The sequence below is a fragment of the Roseovarius roseus genome, from assembly GCF_043355935.2.
In the GTDB taxonomy this organism is placed as follows: Bacteria; Pseudomonadota; Alphaproteobacteria; order Rhodobacterales; family Rhodobacteraceae; genus Roseovarius; species Roseovarius roseus.
Map to the genome: position 1 here is coordinate 1 of NZ_JBHFPE020000013.1, position 24,803 is coordinate 24,803.

27 protein-coding genes, 1 tRNA gene and 2 pseudogenes are annotated in these 24,803 nt (G+C 64.5%); 7 read left to right on the top strand and 23 right to left on the bottom strand.

The genetic code is table 11. The features are described 5' to 3' along the window. Nucleotides 1-461 (bottom strand): annotated as a pseudogene (locus ACEWPL_RS15620) (tyrosine-type recombinase/integrase); the annotation flags it as partial. A gap of 400 nt (nucleotides 462-861) precedes the next feature. Between ACEWPL_RS15620 and ACEWPL_RS15625 the strand changes: the two are divergent. Then, a pseudogene (locus ACEWPL_RS15625) lies at nucleotides 862-1,011 on the top strand (IS3-like element IS1133 family transposase); the annotation flags it as partial. Nucleotides 1,012-1,191: 180 nt separating this feature from the next. Here ACEWPL_RS15625 and ACEWPL_RS15630 read toward each other — a convergent pair. From ACEWPL_RS15630 to ACEWPL_RS15675, 10 genes are all read right to left on the bottom strand, one after another. Beyond that, nucleotides 1,192-1,266 (bottom strand) — tRNA-Phe (locus tag ACEWPL_RS15630). 78 nt (nucleotides 1,267-1,344) lie between these two features. Further along, entirely contained in the window at nucleotides 1,345-1,527 is a 183-nt protein-coding gene (locus ACEWPL_RS15635; RefSeq protein ID WP_393929281.1) for a DNA gyrase inhibitor YacG, read from the bottom strand. Beyond that, entirely contained in the window at nucleotides 1,524-2,543 is a 1,020-nt protein-coding gene (locus tag ACEWPL_RS15640) for a ribonuclease E/G (protein ID WP_393929279.1), read from the bottom strand. Before ACEWPL_RS15640 ends, ACEWPL_RS15635 begins: the two co-directional genes overlap by 4 nt. Beyond that, entirely contained in the window at nucleotides 2,540-3,133 is a 594-nt protein-coding gene (locus ACEWPL_RS15645; protein WP_393929277.1) for a Maf family protein, read from the bottom strand. The genes ACEWPL_RS15640 and ACEWPL_RS15645 overlap by 4 nt, the downstream gene beginning before the upstream one ends. 96 nt (nucleotides 3,134-3,229) lie before the next feature. Next, a complete protein-coding gene (gene infA / locus ACEWPL_RS15650; RefSeq protein ID WP_005978431.1) occupies nucleotides 3,230-3,448 on the bottom strand; it encodes a translation initiation factor IF-1 in 219 nt (72 codons plus the stop codon). Between the two features lie 134 nt (nucleotides 3,449-3,582). Continuing rightward, nucleotides 3,583-4,467: a carbon-nitrogen hydrolase family protein gene (locus ACEWPL_RS15655; RefSeq protein WP_393929266.1), complete on the bottom strand. Its 885-nt coding sequence runs from the start codon at nucleotides 4,465-4,467 to the stop codon at nucleotides 3,583-3,585. Between the two features lie 101 nt (nucleotides 4,468-4,568). Beyond that, nucleotides 4,569-6,359 carry an ABC transporter transmembrane domain-containing protein gene (locus ACEWPL_RS15660; RefSeq protein WP_393929264.1) on the bottom strand — a complete coding sequence of 597 codons (1,791 nt, stop codon included), beginning with the start codon at nucleotides 6,357-6,359 and terminating at the stop codon, nucleotides 4,569-4,571. Nucleotides 6,360-6,477: 118 nt separating this feature from the next. Beyond that, a complete protein-coding gene (mltG, locus tag ACEWPL_RS15665) occupies nucleotides 6,478-7,635 on the bottom strand; it encodes an endolytic transglycosylase MltG (RefSeq protein ID WP_393929262.1) in 1,158 nt (385 codons plus the stop codon). After that, nucleotides 7,635-8,894, bottom strand: coding sequence for a beta-ketoacyl-ACP synthase II (gene fabF, locus ACEWPL_RS15670; RefSeq protein WP_393929260.1), 1,260 nt, complete (start codon nucleotides 8,892-8,894; stop codon nucleotides 7,635-7,637). Before fabF ends, mltG begins: the two co-directional genes overlap by 1 nt. Before the next feature lie 94 nt (nucleotides 8,895-8,988). Beyond that, nucleotides 8,989-9,732: a 1-(5-phosphoribosyl)-5-[(5-phosphoribosylamino)methylideneamino]imidazole-4-carboxamide isomerase gene (locus ACEWPL_RS15675; RefSeq protein ID WP_393929258.1), complete on the bottom strand. Its 744-nt coding sequence runs from the start codon at nucleotides 9,730-9,732 to the stop codon at nucleotides 8,989-8,991. A gap of 221 nt (nucleotides 9,733-9,953) precedes the next feature. On the opposite strand from ACEWPL_RS15675, the gene ACEWPL_RS15680 reads away from it, so the two are divergent. Beyond that, nucleotides 9,954-10,400, top strand: a complete 447-nt coding sequence (locus ACEWPL_RS15680; RefSeq protein WP_393929256.1) for a PRC-barrel domain-containing protein — start codon at nucleotides 9,954-9,956, stop codon at nucleotides 10,398-10,400. 171 nt (nucleotides 10,401-10,571) lie between these two features. Here ACEWPL_RS15680 and ACEWPL_RS15685 read toward each other — a convergent pair whose 3' ends face one another. The 3 genes from ACEWPL_RS15685 to fabD all read right to left on the bottom strand — a co-directional run bounded on the left by ACEWPL_RS15685 (nucleotide 10,572) and on the right by fabD (nucleotide 12,730). Continuing rightward, complete coding sequence (locus tag ACEWPL_RS15685; RefSeq protein ID WP_076531917.1) at nucleotides 10,572-10,805, bottom strand: acyl carrier protein; 234 nt, start codon at nucleotides 10,803-10,805, stop codon at nucleotides 10,572-10,574. A gap of 230 nt (nucleotides 10,806-11,035) precedes the next feature. Continuing rightward, complete coding sequence (fabG, locus tag ACEWPL_RS15690) at nucleotides 11,036-11,773, bottom strand: 3-oxoacyl-[acyl-carrier-protein] reductase (protein ID WP_393929291.1); 738 nt, start codon at nucleotides 11,771-11,773, stop codon at nucleotides 11,036-11,038. 12 nt (nucleotides 11,774-11,785) lie between these two features. After that, nucleotides 11,786-12,730, bottom strand: a complete 945-nt coding sequence (fabD, locus tag ACEWPL_RS15695; RefSeq protein ID WP_393929254.1) for an ACP S-malonyltransferase — start codon at nucleotides 12,728-12,730, stop codon at nucleotides 11,786-11,788. 163 nt (nucleotides 12,731-12,893) lie between these two features. On the opposite strand from fabD, the gene ACEWPL_RS15700 reads away from it, so the two are divergent. Beyond that, nucleotides 12,894-14,126 carry a cytochrome b/b6 domain-containing protein gene (locus ACEWPL_RS15700; RefSeq protein ID WP_393929252.1) on the top strand — a complete coding sequence of 411 codons (1,233 nt, stop codon included), beginning with the start codon at nucleotides 12,894-12,896 and terminating at the stop codon, nucleotides 14,124-14,126. Nucleotides 14,127-14,194: 68 nt separating this feature from the next. Here ACEWPL_RS15700 and ACEWPL_RS15705 read toward each other — a convergent pair whose 3' ends face one another. Continuing rightward, complete coding sequence (locus tag ACEWPL_RS15705) at nucleotides 14,195-14,767, bottom strand: YceI family protein (RefSeq protein ID WP_393929250.1); 573 nt, start codon at nucleotides 14,765-14,767, stop codon at nucleotides 14,195-14,197. A 133-nt stretch (nucleotides 14,768-14,900) separates the two neighbouring features. After that, nucleotides 14,901-15,407, bottom strand: coding sequence for a hypothetical protein (locus ACEWPL_RS15710; protein WP_393929248.1), 507 nt, complete (start codon nucleotides 15,405-15,407; stop codon nucleotides 14,901-14,903). 265 nt (nucleotides 15,408-15,672) lie between these two features. Here ACEWPL_RS15710 and rpsF point away from each other — a divergent pair, with 265 nt between their 5' ends. The 3 genes from rpsF to rplI are packed head-to-tail and all read left to right on the top strand — an operon-like array spanning nucleotide 15,673 to nucleotide 16,911. Next, complete coding sequence (gene rpsF / locus ACEWPL_RS15715) at nucleotides 15,673-16,026, top strand: 30S ribosomal protein S6 (RefSeq protein WP_076531903.1); 354 nt, start codon at nucleotides 15,673-15,675, stop codon at nucleotides 16,024-16,026. Between the two features lie 28 nt (nucleotides 16,027-16,054). Continuing rightward, complete coding sequence (gene rpsR, locus ACEWPL_RS15720) at nucleotides 16,055-16,282, top strand: 30S ribosomal protein S18 (RefSeq protein WP_393929245.1); 228 nt, start codon at nucleotides 16,055-16,057, stop codon at nucleotides 16,280-16,282. Between the two features lie 11 nt (nucleotides 16,283-16,293). Continuing rightward, complete coding sequence (rplI, locus tag ACEWPL_RS15725; protein ID WP_393929243.1) at nucleotides 16,294-16,911, top strand: 50S ribosomal protein L9; 618 nt, start codon at nucleotides 16,294-16,296, stop codon at nucleotides 16,909-16,911. A 74-nt stretch (nucleotides 16,912-16,985) separates the two neighbouring features. Here the strand turns inward: rplI and ACEWPL_RS15730 are convergent, their stop codons facing one another. Then, complete coding sequence (locus ACEWPL_RS15730) at nucleotides 16,986-17,819, bottom strand: MipA/OmpV family protein (RefSeq protein WP_393929241.1); 834 nt, start codon at nucleotides 17,817-17,819, stop codon at nucleotides 16,986-16,988. An 82-nt stretch (nucleotides 17,820-17,901) separates the two neighbouring features. Then, the gene (locus ACEWPL_RS15735; protein WP_393929239.1) at nucleotides 17,902-18,162 is read right to left on the bottom strand and encodes a DUF2312 domain-containing protein; all 261 of its coding nucleotides are present in this window, start codon (nucleotides 18,160-18,162) and stop codon (nucleotides 17,902-17,904) included. 144 nt (nucleotides 18,163-18,306) lie between these two features. On the opposite strand from ACEWPL_RS15735, the gene ACEWPL_RS15740 reads away from it, so the two are divergent. Continuing rightward, nucleotides 18,307-18,522, top strand: coding sequence for a hypothetical protein (locus ACEWPL_RS15740; protein ID WP_393929237.1), 216 nt, complete (start codon nucleotides 18,307-18,309; stop codon nucleotides 18,520-18,522). 55 nt (nucleotides 18,523-18,577) lie between these two features. Here ACEWPL_RS15740 and ACEWPL_RS15745 read toward each other — a convergent pair whose 3' ends face one another. The 5 genes from ACEWPL_RS15745 to ACEWPL_RS15765 all read right to left on the bottom strand — a co-directional run bounded on the left by ACEWPL_RS15745 (nucleotide 18,578) and on the right by ACEWPL_RS15765 (nucleotide 24,624). Then, nucleotides 18,578-19,684 carry a FliM/FliN family flagellar motor switch protein gene (locus tag ACEWPL_RS15745; RefSeq protein ID WP_393929235.1) on the bottom strand — a complete coding sequence of 369 codons (1,107 nt, stop codon included), beginning with the start codon at nucleotides 19,682-19,684 and terminating at the stop codon, nucleotides 18,578-18,580. 102 nt (nucleotides 19,685-19,786) lie between these two features. Then, nucleotides 19,787-22,453 (bottom strand): ATP-binding protein, encoded by a 2,667-nt coding sequence (locus ACEWPL_RS15750; protein ID WP_393929233.1) that lies wholly within the window; start codon nucleotides 22,451-22,453, stop codon nucleotides 19,787-19,789. Beyond that, nucleotides 22,453-22,818, bottom strand: a complete 366-nt coding sequence (locus ACEWPL_RS15755; RefSeq protein WP_393929231.1) for a hypothetical protein — start codon at nucleotides 22,816-22,818, stop codon at nucleotides 22,453-22,455. Before ACEWPL_RS15755 ends, ACEWPL_RS15750 begins: the two co-directional genes overlap by 1 nt. Beyond that, complete coding sequence (locus ACEWPL_RS15760; RefSeq protein WP_393929229.1) at nucleotides 22,815-23,186, bottom strand: response regulator transcription factor; 372 nt, start codon at nucleotides 23,184-23,186, stop codon at nucleotides 22,815-22,817. Before ACEWPL_RS15760 ends, ACEWPL_RS15755 begins: the two co-directional genes overlap by 4 nt. A gap of 85 nt (nucleotides 23,187-23,271) precedes the next feature. Further along, nucleotides 23,272-24,624, bottom strand: coding sequence for a helix-turn-helix domain-containing protein (locus ACEWPL_RS15765; protein ID WP_393929227.1), 1,353 nt, complete (start codon nucleotides 24,622-24,624; stop codon nucleotides 23,272-23,274). Nucleotides 24,625-24,803: the final 179 nt, after the last annotated feature.

The following is a 24,803-nucleotide window of genomic DNA, read 5'->3' on the forward strand; positions in this document are numbered from 1 at the left end:
CGCTGTCGATGTCGCCGATCTTGAGGTTGCAGACCTCGGCCGCGCGCAGCCCGGCACCATAGCTGATGTGTCAACGCAGCCCGATACTTCAGGCCCGGCCCCGGTGCCGCCATCAGGATGTCGGACACCTCCTCGACGCTGAAGACGACCGGCAGCTTGCGCGGTTCCGTGCGGAATTGCATGAACCGCTTCATCTCTTCGCGCCCGCAGGTCATGCCGAAAAAGAACCGCAGCGCCACGATCCGCACGTTGAACGTCGAGGGCGTGACCCCGTTGTCCGTCATATGGAGCTGATAGGCGCGCAGATCCTCCGGCGTCGCCGTGTCGGGTGATCGCCCGAGGAAAACGGCGAAATCCTTGATCGCCCGGATGTGGGACTTCTGCGCCTTGTCGCCCATCCCACGGATGCGCATGTCTTCGATCATCCGCTGGCGCAGCGGGCTTACTCTCTCCTCTGTCATGGAAACCTCCTGTCTGATGATTGAGAAGGCCCCAATCGTCAGTCAGGTCGGCCGGATCGCAAAGTGCGCGCCGTTATGGGCGGCTCACCCCATCAGCAACATGCGCCAATGCCGCGAAGCGGCTTCGTCCATGGGCCGATAGCCACGTCTAACGCCGCTCGACGCCAAGCAATTGCCAAGGTCACTATCTGCGCATCGCTGCCCTTGGTTCAGGGCGCGGCATGGTTGGATGGATACTTCGGTCTCTGGATGGCAGGCTTCGCATTTCCAAGGCGCGGGCCGAGCACTTACAACGAATTCAAACTTTCCGCTTGAATCATTGCCGCCGTGTCGACGCGCAGCGTCAACATAGGCCTTCGATAATTGCTGAGGAAGATCCTAAACTAGGGGCTAGATGCAACGCGTACAGTTGCTCTGGCGCACTACTTGGGCAACTCGTAGGGACGCCGAGATCGCGGTCCTTGAGTACATCAACGGCTTTTACAACCCTCGCAGGCGTCATTCGTCGCTGAACGGAAATTCACCCGTGGCCTCCGAGAAGCTCGCGGCCTCACGTGAGCAACACACCGGAACGAAAACGGCGCAAGTCCATGAAGCTAAAATCCGCAAAGTTCTCGAAATAAAGTGAGTGCGCATCGATCCACGTCCCCAGTGCGTCCCCACTCAGCACTGACTCCATACAGCCAAAAGCGATACCTGAAAGTTATTCAATATTTACAGTGTCTTATAATGGTGCCCGGGGGCGGAATCGAACCACCGACACGAGGATTTTCAATCCACTGCTCTACCCCTGAGCTACCCGGGCATCGGGAACGCTTGAGCGTTCGGGTGAGGGCGTTCTAGGCGAGGGTCCGGGCGCTGTCCAGAGGCTTTGGCAACTTTTTCAATGGGGTTTTGCACGTTCGGCTTCGGCCGCTTCGATGGCAGCTTCAATATCTTCGGGATCGGTTGAGGGAATCGCGTATCCGCCGCCCAGCCAGCGGGCAAGATCGAGGTTCGCGCAGCGCTTCGAACAGAACGGTCGGTGTGCGGACACGGTCGGCTTGTTGCAGATTGGGCAGCTCATTGAGGCACCTCCAGCGGCGCGCGGTCGCGCTTCCTTTGCAACTCGTAATGGCCCAGAGGCGTCCAGCCGACCAGCGCCGTCTCGCCGCTATCCGCGCGGAATGCGGCGCGCAGGGCATCCTCGAACTGGCGACGATCCTTCTTGGCCATCGGCGCGAGGTCCAGCGTGATCTGCCCGCCAAGGCCGCGCAGGCGCAACTGGCGGGGCAGCTCGCGCGCGGCGGCGAGATTCGCCTTGTGGCCGGCAGCGGGGCTGGTATCGCCGCCCGTGTTGACGTCCACGGCAATCAGGGCGCGCGTCGGCTCCACATACATCGCGGCGCCGCCGCTGAGGGGGACATGGGGCTGGCCCAACTGCTCAAGCTGGTCCAGCACGCCCTCGGCCTCGAACCCGCCCGGCTCGGTCACGACATCGGCGGGCTCGGTCCAGTCGCGCCAAGCCAACTGGTGCGGCCCGTCGCCCTCGGTCAGAACCTCGGCCTCGCCCGCCGCATCGCCCATGACAGCGGCGGCCAGATCGGCCATGGCGCGTATATCCTCGGCAATGGCCTCGTCCTCGGCCTCGAGGCAGGAGGAGCGCAGGATGAGCCCCATCTCGGCCCCGTCCATTTCGCTGCGCGCGATCTGGATCAGCACGTCGCGGCGGTCATCATCCTTGATTCGGCGGCTGACATTCAGGCCCGGCGCACCCGGCGTCACGATGGCGTAGCGCGATTTGAACAGCAGCTTTTGCGTCACCGGCAAGGCTTTGCCCGGTTCGGCCTGCCCCGTGACTTGCACCAGCAGCGCCTGCCCCGGCGCAAGGCCGCGCACCTGCCGCAGGAAGGCCGGGCCGTCAGGCGTGCGCAGGAACATGCCGCCCTGCCCCTTGACCGGGCGATCGGCAATGGCGCGATAGATGGTGCCGACACGGGCCGCGTCGCTGTCGATCAGCACATCCTCAAGGCGTCCGCCCACAAGACGCGCGGCGGCCTCTCGCCCGCCCAGATGATCCAAAACGATGGTCTCGCGGCTCATGCCTGCGCCCTCCAACCTGCGGCCCGCAGCAACACCGCCGTCTCTGCCAATGGCAGACCGACAACGGCCGTGAACGAGCCTGAAATCCACGGGATCAACGCCCCGGCCGGGCCTTGTATCCCGTATCCACCCGCCTTGCCCTGCCAGTCGCCAGTGGCGAGATAGGCGGCGATTTCGTCATCCGACAGACGCTTCATCTTGACCTTGGTCAGCACGTCGCGCTGCCAGACACGCGCGCCGCGGCGCACGGCCACGGCGGTGATGACGCTGTGGCGCCGCCCGGAAAGTGCGCGCAGGAAACCCTCGGCCTCGCCCATACTGTCAGGCTTGCCCAGAATGCGGCGCCCGAGGGCTACGGTCGTATCCGCAGAGAGGACGATATCCTCTTCCTCCGCAACCACAGCCAGCGCCTTTTCATGCGCCATCCGGATGCAATAGGGTCGCGGCAATTCGGCCCTGGCTGGTGCCTCGTCGATATCGGGGGGGCGGATCTCGTCCGGCACCACGCCAATCTGCGCCAATAGATCCCGGCGGCGCGGGCTGGCCGAGCCTAAAACAAGGCGCGGCAAGGGATCAGATGAAACGCTCATAGCATCCGGTTTTCAGACGGGGCGCGGACACGTTTCACCTCTGGCAAAACGCGTTGCCGCACCAAATCTAAAAAAGCGCGAAACAACGTTTCGCCGTTACTTGAACCGGTAATTGATCCGGCCCTTGGTCAGATCATAGGGGGTCATTTCGACCTGCACCTTGTCGCCTGCCAGAACGCGGATGCGGTTCTTGCGCATCTTGCCTGCCGTATGTGCGATGATCTCATGGCCGTTTTCCAGCTCGACCCTGAATGTCGCATTCGGCAGGAGTTCCTTGACGACACCGGGAAATTCGAGCGTATCTTCCTTGGCCATGTGGTCTCCTAAAGCGGTACTTTCCGCACTGCTGCGCGGAACAGCGCCTTAAATGGCCCCATTCCCTGCCTTTTTCAAGGGCTATTAACGCAAGGCCCTAATGGCACCGCCATCGGGCCGGCCGATTTCCGCGCTCAGCGCAGCGTGACCGTGGGCGGCGCCGCATCGCGCCCGGCCTGATCGGCCCAATGGGCCCGGTTCAGAACGCCGCCATCGGCGCGCACATGTGCCACACGGGACATATCAATCTCGCCAATCGTCCAGCCCGGTTGGTTGAGAACGCCTTCGGCGATGATTCCGGTGGGGGGAAATCCATGATCCGGCGGGCTAAAGATACCGCCCATCCCGATATTGACATCGACCGCTGGCGACCAACGCGCATCGCCCACCAGCGACGACATCACGCTGACGCATTGCGCCTCGAGCGCCCGCGCCATCGAGCCGATTCGCACCCGGCTATAGCCTGCCAGCGTGTCGGTGCAGGAGGGTACCAGCAGCAGCTCGGCTTCGCTGACGGCCCGCGCCAGCATTGGAAACTCGCTATCATAGCAGATCAGGATCGCGACCTTGCCAAGGCTGGTGTCGAACACCTGCAGCTTGCCGCCCGGCACGACATCCCAAGGCGTCCGCTCGAAGCGGGTCATGATCTGCTTGTCCTGAATGCCGCGCCCCCCGCCCGGCGTGAAAAGGCAGGCGCGGTTCACAGGGCGCGGGCCGATTGCATCGTCGAATACAGGTGCAGATGCGCTGAGAATATGAACATTATGCGCCGATGCCAGATCAGCATGCAGGTCATTCGCGTCGGTCATAAGGTCCGAGGTCGCGCGCAGGCACCCTTCCAGATCGCCAGCCTTCTCGGCACCGGCCAGCATCGACAGCTCAAGCGCGCCATACTCGGGAAAGACCAGAAGCTCGGCCCCTTGCCCAGCGGCATGGCTCACCCATTCGGTCAGTTTTGCCTTGTAAGCCGCCCAGTCGGGCAGCGGATCCAGCGGGTATGCGGCGGTTGCTATCTTCATGCCGCCGAACATATCAGCGCCGCCTGCGGCGTCCAGCCCCCCTACTTCATCTTGGAGGCAAATACTCATGCACCGCCCGCAAAGGGCGCAGCAATGGCCCTTCAGGCGCCGCCGGTGAATTGCAGCTTGGCCAGCCGCGCATAAAGACCATCTTCGGCTACAAGGCTGTCATGCGTGCCGGTCGCCACGATGCGGCCCGCCTCCATCACGATGATGCGGTCGGCCTTTTTCACCGTGGCCAAGCGATGCGCAACGATGATCGTGGTGCGTCCCTCGGCCAGTTTGTCGACGGCCTCCTGCACCGCGCGCTCGCTCTCGGCATCCAGCGCACTGGTCGCCTCGTCCAGCAAAAGGACCGGCGCGTCGCGCAGGATGGCGCGGGCGATGGCGATGCGCTGTTTCTGACCACCGGACAGCATCACGCCGCGCTCGCCCACGGGGCTGTCATATCCTTCGGGCAAATCCATGATGAACTCATGCGCCGCCGCCGTGCGCGCTGCAGCCTCCACCTCGGCGTCGGTAGCGTCAAGGCGGCCAAAGCGGATATTCTCGCGCGCCGAGGCGGCAAAGATCACCGGGTCCTGCGGAACCAGCGCCATCACGCGGCGAAACGCATCGCGCCGCATATCGGCTAGCGCGACACCGTCCAGCAGGACGCGGCCCGACACCGGATCATAGAAGCGTTGCAACATCTGGATCACGGTCGTCTTGCCCGCGCCCGATGGGCCGACCAGCGCGACGGTTTCGCCCGGCTTGATATGCAGGTCGAACCCGTGCAGCGCGGGCACATCCGGACGCGCGGGATAGACGAATTCGACGTTCTCGAAGCGGATATCACCAGTGACATGCGCCGGAAGCGCGGCAGGCGCGGCAGGATCCTGAACCGGATCGTTGCTGCGCAGCAGCTCGACCAGACGCTCGGTCGCGCCCGCGGCGCGCTGAAGCTCGCCCCAGATCTCGGACAGCGCGCCCACGGCGCCCGCCACCATGACCGAATAGATCACGAACTGCACCAGCGAGCCTGCGCTCATGTCGCCGCCGCGCACATCGCGCGCGCCGATCCAGAGGACACAGACGACGCCGGTGAAGACGAGGAAGATCACGATCACCGTCATCATCGCCCGCACGCGGATGCGCTGGCGGGCGGATTGATAGCTGCGCTCGGTCGCGGCGCCAAAATCATCGCGCGTCGCGGCCTCATGGGTAAAGGCCTGCACGGCCTGAACGCTCAGCAGCGCCTCGGAGGCCTTGCCCGAGCTTTCGGCGATCCAGTCCTGATTGTCACGGCTAAGACGGCGCAGCTTGCGCCCCAGCGTCATGATGGGCACGATGATCAGTGGCACGATCAAAAGGACCAGACCGGTCAGCTTGGGCGACGTCGCCATCATCAGGACAAGGCCGCCCGCAAAGATCAGCGCATTGCGCAGCGCGATCGAGATGGACGAGCCGATGACGCTGAGGATCAGCGTGGTGTCGGTGGTGATCCGGCTGAGAACCTCGCCGGTCATGATCTTTTCAAAGAAGACCGGGCTCATCCCGATCACGCGGTCGAAAACGGCCCGCCGGATATCGGCGACCACACGCTCGCCCAGCTTGGTCACCAGCGCATAGCGCAGCCCCGTACCCACGGCCAATAGCGCGGTAATCAGCAGCGCTGCCATGAAATAGCGGTCGAGTATCTCGCCATTCTCGGCGTTGAAATTGTCGATCACACGGCGCACGGCCAGCGGCAGGGTCAGCGACACCGCCGCCGTCAAGAAGAGCGCGGCGCCAGCCGCCGCCATCAGCAGCTTGTAGGGCGCAAGGAACGGGGCCAGAGACGCCAGGGCGCCGATCCGCTTGGACGGGTCTCGGTCGCGCATCTCGGCGCTGCTTGCTCCATTTCGGGCCATCTGTCGCTCCTGTCATGGGGGCTGTCGCGGCCCGTTCTTGGCCCGGTCGGCACTGGGCGTCAAGCGCCCTTTCGCCGCAGAACGCCCGGCCAGCGCCGGGCGCCTGCGCTACGCCGCGTCACTCGGACTGATTGCGCTCGGCCTCGATCTGGCGCCATTTGGCGACATTGGCGTTGTGCTGCTCCAGCGTCTCGGCAAAGGCATGCCCGCCGCTGCCATCTGCCACGAAGAACACGTACTCCGTCACAGCCGGATCGACCGCCGCCATGATGCTTGCCTCGCCCGGATTTGCGATGGGTGTGGGCGGCAACCCTTCGATCACGTAGGTATTCCAGGGGGTTGCGGCGCGCAGTTCACTCGCGCGCAGGCCGCGGCCCAGCACGCCCTTGCCCTCGGTGATGCCATAGATCACGGTAGGGTCCGTCTGCAGGCGCATACCGCGCTTCAGACGGTTCTCGAACACCGAGGCGACCTGCCGCCGCTCATCCGGCAGGCCGGTCTCCTTTTCGATGATCGACGCGAGGACCAGCAATTCCTGCTCATTCTCCAGCGGCAGACCTTCGGCGCGGCTGGCCCATGCGGTGGCAACGATCACCTCCTGCGCTTCGGTCATCCGCTCGATCACGCTGGCGCGGGTGTCGCCCTTGGTCACCTCGTAGCTGTTGGGCGCAAGCGTGCCCTCGGCGGGGATCTCGGCCAATTCGCCCTCCAGCACCTCGACGGCCTTCAGGCCTTCCACCACCTGCCAGCTGGTCGTGCCCTCGGCAATGGCGACGCGGTAGCGTGTATCGGCCTGCGCGCGCACCTCTGCAAAGGCCTCGGGGGCCTCCTCATCAGTCGGATCATAGGCCGCCTTCTCGACATAGCGGTTCGATTCCAGGTCCAGCTCGCGCAGCTCGATCTCGCTATCGGTCACGCCGATGCGGTAGACAATCTCGGTGCCGCAGGTGCTGGCCCCGCCGCGGGTGATGATACCCGTGATCTGGTCCATCGTCGCGTGCGCGGGGATCAGCCAGCTACCCGCCTTGAGATCGCCGGACTTGCCCGCATAATCGGCGCCGATGCGAAAGATCATCGGGCTGGTGATCGCGCCCTGTTCCGCCAGCTTGGCTGAGGTCGTGCGCATGGACGCGCCACGCTCGACCCGCAGACAGACGGGCGCGTCAGACGGGCCTTCAGCGGTGTAGGTGTTCTGGCCCCAGACGATGACACCGCCCAAGAGAAAAACAATCACGACCAGAAAGCTGATCGCGCTGGAGGCAATATTGCGCCACATCAGCGGACGGCACCGAAACAGACGCTGGCATTCGTTCCGCCAAAGCCGAAGCTGTTCGACAGGGCCACCTTGACCTTGCGCTCGACCTTCTTGTTCGGGGCCAGATCCAGCGGTGTCTCGACCGCCGGGTTGTCCAGATTGATCGTGGGCGGGATCACCTGATCGCGAATGGCGAGGATGGCAAAGATGCCCTCGATCGCGCCTGCAGCGCCCAGAAGGTGGCCAGTTGCCGACTTGGTCGAACTCATCGTCGCCTTCGAGGCCGCATCGCCCAACAGGCGCTCGACCGCCTTCAGCTCGATCGTGTCGGCCATGGTCGAGGTGCCATGCGCGTTGATGTAGTCCACGTCCTTCGGCTCGACCCCGGCATGGCCCAGCGCCATCTTCATCGCGCGGTAGCCGCCCTCGCCATCCTCGCTGGGGGCGGTGATGTGATAGGCGTCGCCCGAAAGGCCATAGCCCAGAACCTCGGCATAGATCTTGGCGCCGCGCGCCTTGGCATGCTCGTATTCCTCCAGCACGACGATGCCGGCGCCCTCGCCCATGACGAAACCGTCGCGGTCCGCGTCATAGGGCCGGCTGGCCGCCTTGGGATCATCGGCGCGCTTGGTCGAGAGGGCCTTGCAGGCGTTGAAGCCTGCGATCCCGATCTCGCAGATCGCCGCCTCGGCGCCGCCCGCGACCATCACGTCGGCGTCGCCGAACATGATCAGCCGCGCGGCATCGCCGATGGCATGTGCGCCGGTCGAGCAGGCCGTGACCACCGAATGATTCGGCCCCTTGAAACCATAGCGGATGCCCACCTGGCCACTGATGAGGTTGATGAGCGCGCCTGGAATGAAGAAGGGCGAGACACGCCGCACGCCCTTGTCGCGGATGATCAGCGTCGTCTCCTCGATGGAGCGCAGCCCGCCGATGCCGGAGCCGATCATGACGCCGGTACGCTCGCGCGCCTCCTCGTCCTCGGGCATCCAGCCCGCATCCTCGACCGCCTGCTGCGCAGCAGCGACACCGTAGAGGATGAAATCATCGACCTTGCGGCGCTCTTTGGGCTCCATGTAGTCGTCGGCATTGAACGTGCCGTCCGTGCCATCGCCAAGGGGAACCTCGCAGGCATACTTCGTCTGCACGTTGACCGGATCGAAACGCGTGATCGGGCCAGCGCCCGATTGGCCATCCAGAAGGCGGCTCCAGCTTTCCTCGACGCCGGAGGCCAGCGGTGTGACCAATCCAAGGCCCGTTACGACAACACGGCGCATATTTTGCCCCTTCCAACAAGTTCGTTGGCGCCGCTCTTACCCCGGCTTGGGGCCGGGGGGCAAGTCCGCGCTGGCGTGGTGGCGGCCCGCCGCCTTACTGAAAGGCGGCCACAGGCTCGTTCGGGGCATCGGCCATCGCAATTGCCTCGGCCAGATCGACATTATGGGCCATCAGCGCATGGCCAATCAATGTCCCCGCGATGTTGGGCACGTATTTCAGCCGCGCGATGTCATCGACGCTCGAAACCGTGCCGCGCGCGATGACGGGATGGCGCGTGCGCGCCGCAAGGCCGCTGATCATCCCCAGCGTCCCGTCAGTCTCGCCGATCATCGCCCCCACATCGGTCACGATGACTCCCGCCAGCGGATCATCCTCGAAGGCCTTGAGAAAACTGTCGGGCGCAAAGCTTGATCGTTCGCGCCAGCCATCGGTAACGACACTGCCCTCATACACGTCAAGCGACATGACGACCTGATCGGGATACCGCTTGGCCAGCTGGTGCAGCAGATCGGGATTGCGCGCGGCCATGGTGCCGATGACGACACGGCCTACCCCCCGGTCGATCCAGGCCGCGACCTGATCGCGCGACCGGAAACCGCCGCCCAGTTGCACGGGAATGCGCGCGGCGCGGATGATCTCCTCGACCAGCGCGTTATTCTCGCCGTCGCCGCGCAAGCCGTTGATGTCGGTCACATGCATCCACTCAGCGCCCGCATCGGCAAACCGCCGCGCCGTTTCAACCGGATCGACATGCCACAGAACCGGCTCGTCAAGCTGGCCGCGCGTCAGCGAGACGCATTTGCCATCCAGAAGTTCTAGTGTGGGATAAATGATCATGGTCCTGCCCCGCAATCGTCGCACCGCCCAGCGCGGTGGCAGGTCCAGAATGCCACATTCGAGCGGTACCCCGATATTCCCAAATCGGCATTCGCCGCACCATTCGCGGCCAGCACGTCACATCACCGGGCCGTGAAGCCGCGTGAAAATTTCTGGAACCCAAACCGGGAGCGCCCGTTGTGTCCGCAGATGCAATCTAAAAACTCTAGGAGGCAATGATTATGAAACATCTGACCGCAAGCGCATTCGCCCTGACCATCGCAGCAACCGGCGCAATGGCCGACAACCATGGCGACATGAACAAGTCGATGGAACTGAACGAGATGCAGGGCGAGCTGATCCGCACGCGCGACATCACCGGCGGTGCCGTCTACACCACGAACGAAGCCGATGACGAAGGCTGGGACGGCGTCGCGTATGACAGCGTCGGCGCAGACTGGAACCAGGTCGGCGAGATCGAGGACGTGGTCCTGTCCAAGGACGGCCAGATGAAGGGCATTGTTGCCGAAGTCGGCGGCTTTCTCGACATTGGTGACAAGCACGTCATGATCGCCGTCGAAGATGTCCGTCTCGTGCCGGTCGACGACCAGAGCTATGCTCTCGTCACGCGCATGAACGAAGAGCAGTTGGAAGAGATGCCGGGCGTCGACGAAGGCTTCTGGAATTGATGTGAGAGCGGCCGCGCCCAGCGCGGCCCCTTAGCAGTTGAACGACAAAGGGCGCTGGATGATCCAGCGCCCTTTTTTATGTCTTCGGATGATGTCGATTAAGTGACTGCCATCACGTCATTGCCGGGAGTGGCGCGCGGCATGGAAGCCAGCCGCCGGCCCGGCCGCCCCTCAGGACGCTTCCTTGATGAACTTGACCGCGTCGCCGAAGGTCTGGATGTTCTCGGCGGCGTCATCGGGGATCTCGATGCCGAACTCTTCCTCGAAGGCCATGACCAGCTCGACCGTGTCCAGGCTGTCTGCGCCAAGATCGTCGATGAAGGAAGCGTTCTCGACAACCTTGTCCTCTTCGACGCCCAGATGCTCGACTACGATCTTCTTCACGCGGTCTGCGATATCGCTCATGTCATAATCCTTGTTTTCTCGATGGGCGCCTCGGCCCGTTTTTGCCCCCGCCCGACAGGCGGGTGGCGACGTGAATGGTGCCCTTTGCGGGCGGTAAGTCAATGCCGATCACGGCAAGCCGGGCAAAGCCACGCTGCGCTCCCCCGGCAAATCTGCGCCGCCTATAGCATATGGCGCGCGCGAGGCAAATGTTTTCGCCGTATTGTCCGGCGCGGATATGCCGGGCATTTCTACAGCATCGCCATGCCGCCATTGACGTGCAACGTCGATCCGGTGACATAGCCCGCCTCGTCGCTGGCCAGATACAGAACCGCCGCCGCGATTTCGCCGGGGGTGCCCATGCGGGCGGCCGGGATCTGGCCGTTGATCTTGGCCTTCTGGTCGTCCGTCAGCTTCTCGGTCATGGCCGTGGCGATAAAGCCGGGGGCGACCGCATTGGCGGTGATCCCGCGGCTGGCGACCTCGTAGGCGATGGATTTGGTCATGCCGACGACACCGGCCTTGGAGGCGGCGTAGTTGGCCTGGCCGGGATTTCCAGTCGCGCCCACGATCGAGCTGATGTTGATGATCCGGCCCCAGCGCGCCTTCATCATCGGGCGCATCACGCCGCGGCACAGGCGCATCGTGCTGGTCAGGTTCACGTCCAGCACGCTTTGCCATTCATCATCCGACATGCGCATGAAGATCTGATCGCGCGTGATCCCGGCATTGTTGACGAGGATATCGAGGCTGCCCATCGCCTCGATCGCCTGTTTCGGCAGCGCCTCGACCGCGTCCTTGTCCGAAAGGTTGCAGGGAAGGACGTGTGCGCGCTCACCAAGCTCCTTGGCCAGCGCCTCCAGCGGCTCGGTCCGGGTGCCGCTGAGACCCACGGTGGCGCCCGCAGCGTGAAGGACGCGGGCGATCTCGCCGCCGATACCCCCCGATGCGCCGGTCACCAGCGCGGTCTTGCCTGTCAGATCAAACATCATGAATTCCTCTCAAGTCTCTTGCAACGCGGCGGCGGCAGCGGCCACATCCTCGGAGGTGCCGATATTACGCACAGCGATATCGCGCTCGATCCGGCGGACCATGCCCGACAGCGCCTTGCCCGCGCCGATCTCCCATGTCTCGGTCACGCCCTGCTGCGCCATGTAGCCCACGCTCTCGCGCCAGCGGACGGAGCCTGTGACCTGCTCAACCAAAAGCGCGCGGATCTCCTCGGGGTCCGTCACGGCGGCGGCGCGCACATTGGCAATCAACGGCACGGCGGGCGCGTCCATCGCGACCTCTTCTAGCGCGTCCTTCATCACCTCAGCGGCGGGCTGCATCAGGGCGCAGTGGAACGGGGCGCTGACCGGCAGAAGCATCGCGCGCTTGGCGCCGCGCTCTTTCGCCATGTCGACCGCGCGCTCGACTGCGGCCTTGTGGCCCGAGACGACGACCTGTCCGGGATCGTTGTCGTTTGCCGCCTGGCAGACATCGCCCTCTGCGGCATCCTTGGCCAATGCCGTCACCGCCTCGAAATCAAGCCCGAGGATCGCGGCCATGGCGCCGACGCCCACCGGCACGGCCTCTTGCATGGCGCGTCCACGGATGCGCAGGAGGCGGGCGGTATCGGCAATGCTGAGCGCGCCTGCCGCGGCCAACGCGGAATATTCGCCGAGCGAATGGCCAGCGACGAAATCGGCGGCATCCAGCGTCACGCCCTCGGCCTCGAGCGCGCGCAGCGCGGCCAGAGAGGTGGCCATCAGCGCAGGCTGCGCATTCTGGGTAAGCGTCAGCGTGTCCTGATTGCCGTCCCAGATGGTCGCGGACAGCGCCTCGCCCAGCGCATCGTCGACCTCGTCGAACACATCGCGCGCGGCGGGATAAGCCTCGGCCAGCGCACGGCCCATACCGATGGTCTGCGCGCCCTGCCCCGGAAAAATGAATGCTCGGCCCATGCTGGCCCTCCCTGTTATCATTGGCCTCGACTGACTGACAGGATCGATACCGCGCAAGCGCCCGCGAGGCAATGGCGCAGGGGAATTGTGCGTTCCCGCAGGATTGCCCCCGCGAGGCAATGCGTTACCCTTGGCGCGATAAAACCGCAAAAGGACGTCCTCCATGCACCTTGGCAATTCCACGACCAGCTATGGCAGTGTCACCAAGTTCTTTCACTGGACCATCGCGCTGATGATCCTGACCATGTTTCCCTTGGGCTGGATCGCCAGCGAGTTGGCCGAGAGGATCGAGGCGCCGGAGATCGCCACCACCGACGCGGTGCTGGAATGGGCCAAGCTACTGTTTTCCATACACAAGACGCTGGGTGTTACGATCTTTGCGCTCGCCCTGATGCGCATCCTCTGGGCTATTGCACAGCCCAAGCCAGCACTCTTGAACGGAGACAAGCCGCTGGAAGCGTGGCTGGCCGAGACGGTGCACTGGCTGCTCTATGGCACGCTGGTGGCGGTCCCGCTCAGCGGCTGGGTGCATCATGCGGCGACGACGGGTTATGCGCCGATCTGGTGGCCTCTGGGCCAGGGCCTGCCTTTTGTGCCCAAGGACCCGGGCGTGGCCGAAATCTCGGCCGCATTGCATTTCATCCTGCAATGGGTGCTGGCGGGCGCCATCGCCCTGCATGTCGCGGGCGCGCTCAAGCATCACGTCATCGACCGCGACGCTACCCTCCGCCGGATGCTGCCGGGCCACCTGACCGCCTTGCCGACCGACCGTCAGCCGGGCCATGTTTTGCCGGTTCTTGCGGCGCTGGCCGTCTGGGGCGCGGCCCTGGGCCTGGGCGCCTGGGCCGGTTGGCTGACCCCGGAGGAGGACGCGCGCGCCGAGGCGCTGGCAGAGGTCAGCAGCGAATGGCAGGTCGAGGATGGCAGCCTGAACATCACCATCGTTCAGAACGGCTCGGACGTGACCGGCAGCTTCGAGGATTGGACGGCGGATATCAGCTATGACCCGGAGGCGAATTCAGACGGGCGGCACGGCGCGGTCACTGTCACCGTCTCGATCCCGTCGCTGACGCTGGGTTCGGTCACCGGGCAGGCGATGGGGGCCGATTTCCTTGCCGCTGAGGAATATCCGACGGCCGTGTTCGAGGCCGATCTGATCGAAGAGGACGGGCTGATAGCCGACGGCACCCTGCGCATCAAGGACCAGTCCGTGCCCGTGCGCATGCCCGTCGATCTGGTGATCGAGGGCGATACGGCAGAGGCGTCTAGCGCGCTGACAGTCAACCGGCTGGATTTCGGGATCGGGACCGGAACGCAGGACGAAAGCTCGCTGGCCTTCGATGTCCGCATCGACTGGGCGCTGACGGCAACCCGAGGCGAGGCACCGCAGGAGTGACCATGAAAAAAAGGCCCGCGCTCCCATTCCGGAGCGCGGGCCTTGATCAGCGGCGCGTTAGCGCCGGATCACTCGGCCTTGCCAGCCTCGATCGAGATCTCGACATCCAGCTCGTCGCTGATGTTCGGCGCATAGGCGCCAACGCCGAAATCCGAGCGCTTGATCGTCGTCTCGGCATCGAAACCCAGCCAAGGCTTGTTCTGCATCGGGTGCGACCCGCTCTGATTCAGCTCGGTCTCCAGCTGCACGGATTTGGTGATGCCATTGATCGTCAGATCGCCGGTGATGATCGCCTCATCATCATCCGTCACCTCGATGGACGTGGATTTGAACGTGATCATGTCGCCGTCGTCGGCGCCAAAGAAATCCGGGCCCATCAGGTGCTCGAACCGCTTTTCCCAGCCGGTATAGAAGGAGGACAGCGGGATCGACACCTCGACCGAGGAATTGGCCGGATCGGCCTCGTCGAACATGATCTGGCCTTCCCAACCGGCAAACATGTTGAACGTGGTCGAATAACCCAGATGGTCGTAGGTGAACATGACCTGGCTGTGGCTGGAATCCAGCGTATAGGCCTCGGGGGCGGCAGCGGCGCCAGTGGCGGTCAGCGCAACGGCGGCGGCGATAAGCGAAGTCTTCATTGTCAGATCTCCTGTTTGTTACGGGCACTCAGGTACCAAGGTATCGCAAACAGGGCGCAAGGCAATCGCGCAGAAACAAACAGGTCGTGTGGAGCGGCGCAGGCTTGCCGATGCCTGCGTCGCCCGCGCCGAATCAGATCCCCCGACCAGCCAGCATGTCATGAAGCGCGGCCTCGACCTTGGGGTCGGTAACCGGCACGCTCATCAGCGGCATGCCCGCGCCGCAACGTGCGGTCAGCAGCCCGTCGCGCAGAACGACATCACCCAGCGTGTCGATATCGTGGCTCGCCTGCGAGCAGATATTTTTCTGGGCATCCCGCTCGATGATGGTCAGCTCCCGCGTGCGCGGGTTTAGGTAGACCTCGGGTCCGACAGGCGCTTGGCCACCGGTCAGCAGGATCACGCCGACCACAGCCAGCACACCCGAAAACGCCAGCTTGTAGAGCTGCATCATCGCGTCGCCGTCGATCACCGGCACAAGCCAAAGACCTACCGCCGCCAGCAACAGCGCAGCCGCCGTGCAGCGCGAGGCGGTGCGGCGCAGAGTGCCCGTCTCGCCGGCCTCGACATGACAAAGAGGCACCTGGCGCTGATGGCGCAACGGACCTTCAGGCATGAATGTGTCGGGAAGTGCTGTCATTTTTCTTGTCCCTCGTCATTGGCCCTCGTCATTGGAATGGGGCGATCTGCGGATTGGTTAACGGATGACAAGGAAATTCGGCCCAATTGGGGCAATGGCGCGATCAAATGAGGGCGGCGCCCCGCCGCCCTTGCGCGCGCCAGGGGATGGCTGTAAGGGTCGGCCTCGTTTCGCAGATACGTATGAACCGCGCAGTCTCTCGTGGTGGGGCCGCGAAACGAATTGCCCCGCCTATGAAATGCGCCTTGATAGAAGTGGATCCAACATGCCCCTTTACGAGCATGTCTTTATCTCGCGCCAGGACCTGTCCAGCGCCCAGGCGGAAAGCCTCATCGAACATTTTGGCACCGTGCTGTCCGACAACGGCGGCAAACTCGTCGATCACGAGTACTGGGGCGTCAAGACGATGGCCTACAAGATCAACAAGAATCGCAAGGGTCACTACGCGTTCCTACGTTCCGACGCGCCCTCCGAGGCCGTTCAGGAAATGGAGCGCCTGATGCGCCTGCACGACGATGTCATGCGCACGCTGACCATCAAGGTCGATGAGCACAAAGAGCTGCCTTCGGTCCAGATGCAAAAGCGCGACGAGCGGTCCGAGCGCCGCGAGCGCCGTTGATCAACGCCTGAAGAAAAGGACATAAACCATGGCTACAAAACCGTTTTTCCGTCGCCGCAAGGTCTGCCCCTTCTCGGGCGAGAACGCACCTAGCATCGACTACAAGGACACCCGCCTGCTGCAGCGCTACATCTCCGAGCGTGGCAAGATCGTGCCCTCGCGCATCACCGCCGTCTCGGCCAAGAAGCAGCGTGAGCTGGCCCGTGCTATCAAGCGCGCCCGCTTCCTCGCCCTGCTGCCCTACGCCGTCAAGTAAGGAGTAAGATCATGCAAGTTATCCTTCTCGAGCGTGTGGCCAAGCTGGGCCAGATGGGCGACGTCGTCGACGTCAAGCCGGGCTTCGCACGCAACTACCTGCTGCCCCAGCGCAAGGCGCTGTCGGCCTCCGAGCGCAACATCGCCGATTTCGAGGCGCGCAAGGCGCATCTCGAAGCGCAGAACCTCGAGACCCGCAAAGAGGCCGAGGCGATGGCCGACAAGCTGAACGGTCAGCAGTTCATCGTGATTCGCCAGGCCGCCGATTCCGGGGCGCTCTATGGCTCGGTCACCACGCGCGATGCGGCTGACGCAGCCAATGAGAACGGCTTTACCGTTGATCGCAAGCAAGTGTCGCTGGGCAAGCCGATCAAGGAACTGGGCCTGCACGAGATCCACGTCTCGCTGCACCCCGAAGTCGACGCGACCGTCATGCTGAACGTCGCCCGTTCGCCCGAAGAGGCCGAACTGCAGGCATCCGGCAAGTCGATCCAGGAACTGGCGGCCGAAGAAGAAGCGGCAGCCGATTTCGAGATTGCGGAACTCTTCGACGATATCGGCTCGGCCGCATCGGACGACGAAGACCTGGCCGAAGCCGTCGAGCAGCAGTCGGACGAAGACGACTCCTGATCGCAGCGGTCACAGAACAAGGAAAAGGCCGCGCAGATATCTGCGCGGCCTTTTTTGTTTGTCCCGGCAGCCTCTCAGAAGCTGTAGGAGATGAACATCCCGGCGGTGCCCTGATGCTCCGAGCCGCGTTCGGACACGATCGAGGAGCTGGCGACGTCGCCGGTCAGCCGGTCGTATCCAAAGAATCCGATCAGCGAAACACGCTCGGTCAGAGGCGTCATCGTGCCGGCATGAATGCCGATGGCGTTGATGCCGCCCCCGGCATCGAAGGGGGAAATTCCCGACGCGAGCGATTGGGCCGCAGTCACGTCGAAATAAGCGCTGTTGTAATTGTCGTCCCCAAACGAGATTTCGGGTCCGATGGTAAAGAACAGCGGCTTGCCAAAAGCCGTCGTTCTGCCCTTTGCCTTGAACTCGGCAGTTCCGCGCAAGCCGTCATGCCCGCCGTTCACGGCGTGACGCAGATCCAGCTTGGCTTCGTAACGCTGCCAGTCATAGCCGATGTACCCACCCAGCTCGATCGTGTCATCGACATCGCCCAGCCCAGCCAGATCGTCCGAGCCGCTGTCCCAGATATTGAAAAAGCTGTTGTCCAGATCCTGATCGCGGCCGCCGTCATATGACAGGCGGCCCCCGATCGTCAGCGGGCCGCTTGACACGAAATCATAGCTGATGCCTTGAAACGAGATGGCAAAGCGCTCGCCATAGGTCGCACTTATGCTGGGAATGGCGACAACCTGATAATCGTCGTCACCAAAGAAATTCGGCGCCGCGAGCAAACCGGCGGTGACGGTGAAGGCCCAGCCATCCTTTGCGCCACGCTCCTGTGCCAGCGCGGGGAAAGGCAGCAGCATCAGTCCTGCCAGCGCCGCGCTGGCGGCCTTGCACCCGCTGATTTTCTCTATCATCCAGACTTACCTTCCCGTGCCCTGCAGCCTCCACGAGGTGCGCGCGGCCGCTCTGCGGCCATTGAGCTGCAGATTGCCGATCTCACGACATTCCCAGCGCTTCCTTGTACATTTCGAGCACCGCTTCTTCTTCGGCGATATCGTCCTTGTCGCGCTTGCGCAGGGCGATAACCTTGCGCATCACCTTGGTATCGTAACCACGCGCCTTGGCCTCGGCCATGACTTCTTTCTGTTGCTCGGCAAGATCCTTCTTTTCGGCATCGAGACGCTCGATACGCTCGATGAACTGGCGTAGCTCGTCAGCGGTCACGCGATAGGTTGCATCCGGGGTCTGGTCGTCCATTTTTCTACTCCGCATCCTCAAAGATGACCGTGACTACAGCGCGCCCCGCCCTCCCGCAAGCCCCCGGCGGCTTGAGCTTGGGGGCTTGGCGCGCTAGAGGGCAAAGGCGGGGTTTTGCCCGCAGATCAGTCAGGGAGCCCACACATGCAAATCCTCATCTGGTGCGGCGCCGCCGTTTCCCTGGGCGGTCTGGCGGGGCTGATCTGGTGCATCCTGCGGGTCTGGCGCGCCCGCCGTGCCAATCTGGACGATGCGCAAATGCGTGCAGTCCTGCAAAAGGTCCTACCGGTGAATACCGGAGCGCTTTTCCTGTCGGTGCTGGGGCTGATGATGGTCGTGATCGGCATTCTGCTACGCTGAGGCGCGCAACCGCCGCCACCGTGCCTGACTCTGCCGGGCCTTGGCCCTTTCCTCCTCAGACATCACCATATTCCATCATCTCCTTGTCCGGGACCGGCTGGCTGGCCTGCCCGGCGCCATGCGGCTCTCCCACCTCGCTCGATCCGCCGGGCGCGGTCGCGGGCGTCTCAGCCAAATCCGCGATCCGTGTCATGTCCAGCGCCGCCGTCCCGGCCACATCGCCCGCCCGCCCGGCCTCCGTCTGGGCGCGGGTCACGGAGGAAACACCGCCCGCCTCCGGGGTCAGCTTGACCGCCCTTGCCCCGTTGAGCTGCCCAAGACGCCCGACAGCGACGACGTGCTTCTGGCTTGCCTCCAGCCGCACCTGCAGCATCTGATCCGCCGTCACGGGCAGGAGGCCGCCCACCTCCAGCTTGCAAACCTTTTCCAGCGGCAGGGTGACACGCCCCAGCACCGCCTCCAGGCTGACCGGCGCGTTCATTGCGCTTTGCTCCAGCGTGCGCTGCAGGCTTGACGTTTTTTCATCCGCTGCGGGCCGCACCGGCACCTCTGGCACCGGCAAGAGGAACGTGACGGCGCCGGGATGCCCGTCATTGCCCACTTCCACCATCATGCGAAAGACGTGGAACGCCGCCGCGCCCAGCGCCAGAGACATGCCGCGCGCATCCTCCATCATCACGCCAAAGCGATAGCCCGAGGCCCAATGCGGCGGTGCCTCGTCGCCCTCTTCGCTGCGCGCATCCTCGGCCAGCTTGGCCTCGGCGCCCGAAAGCGCGGCGTCGATCAGCGGCGCGGCGATGGCCGCATCGGTGCGGGTGACAGCCCGCCCCCCGGTGCCGCGCCCGGTCACCCGCCCGGTGGTCTGGATTTCGATCAACGCGGCAAGCAGCGCATCGTCGATGCGCACCGCGCCGCGCGCCCCCTTGGGGCCGTCGAGCAGCACCATAAGGCCGCCACCTGTGAATTCCCCCCTCAGCACCGTTTGCGAAATCTCGACCTGCTCGACCGTCCCCACGACCATCGGCAGATCAAAGAGCGTGTCCGACGCCTGCGCCAACGCCAGCCTCAGCGCCTTGGCCGGGGACATCGCGCGCGCCTGATATTCCTCGCGCGAGGCGCGCGCCTTGCGATGAATGACCGTATTGCCGCCCGTCTGTGCCATGCGCTGCGCCACCATTCCGTGCCAATTGCCGATGGCCCCGACCGTAACGCCATTCCGGTTACCAAAAGGTTTCCGGCTGCAAGGCCCACGCATGTCTTGGTCTTAGAGTGCCTCGCGCGGCAATGTCACGCGGAACGCAGCCCCGCCCTGCCCCGGCAGGTATTCAATCGCGCCGCCCAGACGGTTCATGATCTCGCGGCAAATGGCGAGGCCGAGGCCAGCCCCAGGCGCTCCCGCCTTTCCAAGGCGCGCGAACTTCTCGAAGATCAGCGCCTCATCCTTGATCGGAATGCCGGTACCGTTGTCGATCAGATCCACGGTAAGCCCGCCCGCGCCCATTTCGGTGCGCACGCGCAGCATGGGCGCATCCGCGTCGCAATATTTGCGCGCATTGGCGATCAAATTAATGAAGACCTGCGCGAGACGGTCCATATCGGTCTTGAGCTGCACTGCCTCGCTGGCCCGGTCGCGTTCGATGCGCAAGGCGCCCGGCGCACTGCCCATCGTGGCCGAGACGGCGCGGTCCAGCACCTCGGCCAGTGTGCCGGTCTGCGCGTTCAGCACCACCTGCCCCGATTCCAGCACCGAGAGGTCCAGCAGATCATCCAAGAGCCGCGTCAGACGCAGCGATTCAGCATGAATGATCGAGGCGTATTTCTGCTGCTCATCCGGGGTCAGACCGCCCTCGCGCAGGATTTCCGAGAAGGCCCGGATCGAGGTCATCGGCGTGCGCAATTCGTGGCTGACCTGGCTAAGAAAGCCGTCCTTCTGGACCGAAAGCTGCGTCAGCTTCTCGTTCACTTCGCGCAGCTGGCGCGCGGTGCGCGCCTGCTCGGCCGATTTCGCCTCGAGCTGGCTGGAATATTCCATGATCTGGGCGGTTTCATCCGCCACGGCCAGCAGATCCTCGACCGAGACGGTGGCGCGCCCGACGATCTGGCTGATCATCGCATGGGCCGTCGCCGCTCCGACCGAGCCCGAGAGGCGCCGCTCCAGCCATTCGAGGAATTCGGGCGACGGCTCGGGCAGGTAGCCACTCAGGCCCTGGCGGCGTGCGGCGCGGCTGAAGAGCTCCTGCGCCTCGGCAGCGCCCATGATGCGCTGCGCCATGATCAGCAGGTCCTCGGACTGCCCGCGCCCGCCGCTCCAGGTGCCGGGGCCGCGCGAATGCTCGAACACGTTGACGAATTGCGCGCCCTGCAGCCGCTCGACCGGGCGGGGAAAGCTGAGGATCGACACGGCGCAGAAGGCCGCGGTATTGAGGCCCATCGACCACATGACCGCATGGACCAGCGGGTCCATCCCCCCGGTCCAGAACATCGCCTGCGGGCGCAGCCACGAGAGGCCAAAGAGTCCCTGGTCAAAGACATGCTGCGGCAAAACCACGCCCGCGCCAAAGCTGGGCAGGAAGAGGCAGTAGATCCAAAGGACAAAACCCACCGCCAGCCCTGCCAGGGCGCCGCTCCGCGTGGCGCCGCGCCAGACGAGGCCGCCCATCAGTGCCGGCAGGAACTGCGCGACCCCCGCAAAGGCCACAAGCCCGATTGCGGCCAGCGCCGTGCCCCCACCCGACATGCGGAAATAGAGATAGCCCAGCATCACGACCCCCGCGATCGACAGCCGCCGCGCCAGTAGCGCGACATGGCGCACATCGCCCGACATCATGGCGGCGCCGCCGGTGGCGCGCAGCCAGATCGGCATCACGATATGGTTCGACACCATGGTCGAGAGGGCAATCGCCGCCACGATCACCATCGACGTGGCCGAGGAAAACCCGCCTAGGAAAGACAGGATCGCCAACCCGTCCCGTCCCGCCAGCAGCGGCAGGTTCAGCACGTAAAGGTCGGGGTTCGATCCTTCGGGCATCAGCTCCAGCCCCACGGCAGCGATGGGCACGACAAAGAGGCTGATCAGCATCAGGTAAAGCGGAAAGGCCCAGGCGGCGGTGCGCAAATGGCCCTCGTCCTCATTCTCGACCACCATGACCTGAAACATGCGCGGCAGGCAGAGGAACGCGGCCGCCGACAGCAGCGTCAGCCCGGTCCAGCGGCTGCCCGAGACGTCGAAATCCGCGATGGGCGAGGCGTCGATCCTTTCAAGCGTCGCCGAGAGGCCACCCTCCAGCCCCCAGACGACAAAGATGCCGACGGCGATGAGGGCCAGAAGCTTGACCACCGCCTCGAGGGCGATGGCCATGACCACGCCGTGATGCCGCTCGTTCGCATCAAGGTTCCGGGTGCCGAAGAGGATTGTGAAAAGGGTCAGGCCCAGCGCCACATAGACCGCGATCGACTGGACGGACCTTCCCCCCTCCGGTCCGGGCGGAGAGAAGGCGGCAAAGGACAATGTCACCGATTGCAGTTGCAGCGCGATATAAGGCGTCGTCCCAATGACGGCGATCACGGTCACGCAGATGGCCAGCGTGTTCGACTTGCCATAGCGGGACGAGATCATGTCGGCGATCGAGGTGATGCGCTGGCTGCGGCCCACGCGCACCATCTTGCGCAGGGTCCACCACCAGCCGATCATCACCAGGCTGGGGCCGAGATAGATGGTCACGTATTCCATCCCCGACCGCGCGGCAAAGCCGACCGCGCCGTAGAAGGTCCATGCGGTGCAATAGATCGACAGCGACAAGGTGTAGACCAGCGGCGAGCGCAGCCAAGCCCCGCGTCCGCGCCGCGCCGCACGGTCGGCGGCAAAGGCGACGGCAAAGAGAAAGATCACATAGGTGATGCAGACCGCGACAAGAATATTGAGCGTGGCCATCAGCCGCCCCGCGTATCGCGGTCCGCAGCGGGCACGTCATCCTCGCTGGTATCCGGCGCGGCGCGCAGGCTTCGCGTGATCAGCGCCGACAGGATCGCCAGGCCGGCCCAGACGGCAAAGACGTAGATCATCACATGCGAGGTGCGCGCGGCGCCGCCCGCCTGCCCCAGCCACAAGAGCGGCAGCGCGAAGAGAACCGCGCCGAGGATCGGCAACAGCCCCGCCGCATCGACCATCCGCCGCTGGCGATAGGTGCCATGCGCAACGAAGACAGCATAGCGCGACGGTTTCTTGAGCGCGGAGGCTTGGCTGGATGCTGTCTGGCCCGAGCCAGGCGTGCCGTCCGGCGCGGAGGGCTCGCTCATGCCTCCCCCGCAAGGGCGCGCACGGCCTCCAGCATTTCAGTGTTGGAGAAGGGCTTGGTCATGAAGCGGCTGGCGCCCGCGCGCTCGGCCATCTCGCGGTCCTTGCGCTGGCCGCGCGCGGTCAGCATCAGGACGGGCGTCGACCCCAGCTCGGCATCGGCGCGGATATCGGCAAGCAGTTCGAACCCCGAGCGGTGGGGCAGCATCACGTCGAGGATAATCAGATCGGCGCGCCGCGTGCGCACCGCATCCATCGCCCCTGCACCGCCCGTATGGCTGCGCACCTGCCACCCATCGCGCGACAGGATGAAACTGATCGCTTCGATGATGTTCGGCTCATCTTCGATCAATAGCACCTGTTTGGTCATCTGGCGCACCTCCCCTTGCTCCAGCCCATGCGCCACTATTGGGCAAGCGCGCTGCGCTGTCAAAAGCTTGCGCGCCGTTTTGCATCTATTCCGTCACCGCTTCGGGAAGGATTGACGGCTCGCGCCGGGCGGGGCAGTCGCCGCGCGGGCAGATCCGGCACGAGCTGCCGACAGGCACGGGCGCCTCCGCCGATGCGCCCTCCGCGATGTCATCCGGCAAGAGCAGCATATAGGCGTGCATCAGCGGCGGCATGTTGAAGCCTCCGGGCGCGGCCTCCTCGGTCGCCGTCAGGGCCAGCACTGGACGCGCATCGCGGTCCGACTGCACCAGGCGCTGGCGCAGCGCCATGCCCGGCTGCACGCCCGCGCGAAAGAGCGGCCAGAGCGCGCAGGCCCCAGCCAGCCGCGTGACGGCAAAACCCGGCAGCGGCTTGAGCGACAGAATGGCGCCAGACGCATCGGCGCTGACCAGTCCGATTGCTCCAACCACTTCCTCGGGCATGGCCGCAAGGCGGCGAAAGATCAGCGCGAGAGGCGCGCCAAGATCCTGCGCCAGCACCAGCGGGGCCATGCCGTGCCGCTCCAGCGCCGCGCACAACCGCGTCTCGGGCAGCGCCTCGGCATCCCGCCGATAGCGCGCAAGGGCCGCAGCGATCAGTACATGGGCGCCGGTGTCCGGGCGCAGCCCCGACGCCTCCAGCACCTTCTCGGGATCGCCGCCCTCCTCGAGCGCCTCGAAACGGTGGCCATGAGCGCCCATGAACCTGTCCATCTCGTCCTGCGGCGACAGGATATCGCGCCCTGTGCCCGGCCCGTCATCCAGATAGCGCACCAGCCGCTCGGCCCCTTCGGCCAGGCGGCGGCTATCCTCGCCCAGGTTGCGGTGAAAGCGCGCCTGCCATTCCGGCTCAAGCCCGCTGGTATCGGTGAGGATCGACGCGGTCGAGCGAATGGCGGTGACGACCGACAGCACCTCGTGCAGCGAGGCGGCCAGATGCGGGTCATGCGCCAGCCGGTCGGCCATCGCATCGGCGCGGCGCGCCTCGCCCTGCGCGCGGCGCAATGTGGCCACGGTCAGATGCGCCCAGCCGGGAAAGCGGCCCGCGAACTCCTCCAGCCGGTCGATCTCGGGGGGCACCGGGCCCGCATCCGGCGCGTCGCCCGCGGCCTCGTGCAGCCCGTCCAGCAACGCCGCCTCGCCGCCATGGGCCAACGCCTGCGCATCCACCCCCAGCGCCGCGGCCAACCGCAGCAGAAGCGCGCCGCCGATTCTGCGCCGATTGTGCTCGATCAGGTTCAGATAAGACGGCGAAATTCCGGCCTGCCGCGCCAGCTCCCCCTGCGGCAAACCACGTTCCAGCCGTCTTTCGCGGATGCGCGTGCCGGTGATTGTGCCCGCCTCTGCCGGCGATTGACGGTCATTTTTCTTACGAATCAAGGTCATCTCCGGCCTAGTTGACAAATCTTTACAACAATCACACGACCTCTGTGCATATTTTTACAAAATAATTGTTTTGCAAAAGGCAGTTGTTGAGAAGTTTTCTTGCGCGGTGTCATATTGGCTTTGCACAAAGTGCGGTCACGGCAAGGCGCGGAGGAGGCGTTTGCCGGGATTGA

Coding starts and splice junctions, on each gene's coding strand:
- ACEWPL_RS15740 (WP_393929237.1), top strand. CDS start 18,307: ATGCAAATCCTCATCTGGTGCGGCGCCGCCGTTTCCCTGGGCGGTCTG.
- ACEWPL_RS15680 (WP_393929256.1), top strand. CDS start 9,954: ATGAAACATCTGACCGCAAGCGCATTCGCCCTGACCATCGCAGCAACC.
- rpsF (WP_076531903.1), top strand. CDS start 15,673: ATGCCCCTTTACGAGCATGTCTTTATCTCGCGCCAGGACCTGTCCAGC.
- ACEWPL_RS15685 (WP_076531917.1), bottom strand. CDS start 10,805: ATGAGCGATATCGCAGACCGCGTGAAGAAGATCGTAGTCGAGCATCTG.
- ACEWPL_RS15655 (WP_393929266.1), bottom strand. CDS start 4,467: ATGAAGATAGCAACCGCCGCATACCCGCTGGATCCGCTGCCCGACTGG.
- rpsR (WP_393929245.1), top strand. CDS start 16,055: ATGGCTACAAAACCGTTTTTCCGTCGCCGCAAGGTCTGCCCCTTCTCG.
- mltG (WP_393929262.1), bottom strand. CDS start 7,635: ATGTGGCGCAATATTGCCTCCAGCGCGATCAGCTTTCTGGTCGTGATT.
- ACEWPL_RS15730 (WP_393929241.1), bottom strand. CDS start 17,819: ATGATAGAGAAAATCAGCGGGTGCAAGGCCGCCAGCGCGGCGCTGGCA.
- ACEWPL_RS15700 (WP_393929252.1), top strand. CDS start 12,894: ATGCACCTTGGCAATTCCACGACCAGCTATGGCAGTGTCACCAAGTTC.
- fabG (WP_393929291.1), bottom strand. CDS start 11,773: ATGTTTGATCTGACAGGCAAGACCGCGCTGGTGACCGGCGCATCGGGG.
- fabF (WP_393929260.1), bottom strand. CDS start 8,894: ATGCGCCGTGTTGTCGTAACGGGCCTTGGATTGGTCACACCGCTGGCC.
- ACEWPL_RS15710 (WP_393929248.1), bottom strand. CDS start 15,407: ATGACAGCACTTCCCGACACATTCATGCCTGAAGGTCCGTTGCGCCAT.
- ACEWPL_RS15645 (WP_393929277.1), bottom strand. CDS start 3,133: ATGAGCGTTTCATCTGATCCCTTGCCGCGCCTTGTTTTAGGCTCGGCC.
- ACEWPL_RS15705 (WP_393929250.1), bottom strand. CDS start 14,767: ATGAAGACTTCGCTTATCGCCGCCGCCGTTGCGCTGACCGCCACTGGC.
- ACEWPL_RS15750 (WP_393929233.1), bottom strand. CDS start 22,453: ATGGCCACGCTCAATATTCTTGTCGCGGTCTGCATCACCTATGTGATC.
- ACEWPL_RS15660 (WP_393929264.1), bottom strand. CDS start 6,359: ATGGCCCGAAATGGAGCAAGCAGCGCCGAGATGCGCGACCGAGACCCG.
- ACEWPL_RS15640 (WP_393929279.1), bottom strand. CDS start 2,543: ATGAGCCGCGAGACCATCGTTTTGGATCATCTGGGCGGGCGAGAGGCC.
- ACEWPL_RS15635 (WP_393929281.1), bottom strand. CDS start 1,527: ATGAGCTGCCCAATCTGCAACAAGCCGACCGTGTCCGCACACCGACCG.
- ACEWPL_RS15735 (WP_393929239.1), bottom strand. CDS start 18,162: ATGGACGACCAGACCCCGGATGCAACCTATCGCGTGACCGCTGACGAG.
- ACEWPL_RS15675 (WP_393929258.1), bottom strand. CDS start 9,732: ATGATCATTTATCCCACACTAGAACTTCTGGATGGCAAATGCGTCTCG.
- infA (WP_005978431.1), bottom strand. CDS start 3,448: ATGGCCAAGGAAGATACGCTCGAATTTCCCGGTGTCGTCAAGGAACTC.
- ACEWPL_RS15755 (WP_393929231.1), bottom strand. CDS start 22,818: ATGAGCGAGCCCTCCGCGCCGGACGGCACGCCTGGCTCGGGCCAGACA.
- fabD (WP_393929254.1), bottom strand. CDS start 12,730: ATGGGCCGAGCATTCATTTTTCCGGGGCAGGGCGCGCAGACCATCGGT.
- ACEWPL_RS15745 (WP_393929235.1), bottom strand. CDS start 19,684: ATGGCACAGACGGGCGGCAATACGGTCATTCATCGCAAGGCGCGCGCC.
- rplI (WP_393929243.1), top strand. CDS start 16,294: ATGCAAGTTATCCTTCTCGAGCGTGTGGCCAAGCTGGGCCAGATGGGC.
- ACEWPL_RS15760 (WP_393929229.1), bottom strand. CDS start 23,186: ATGACCAAACAGGTGCTATTGATCGAAGATGAGCCGAACATCATCGAA.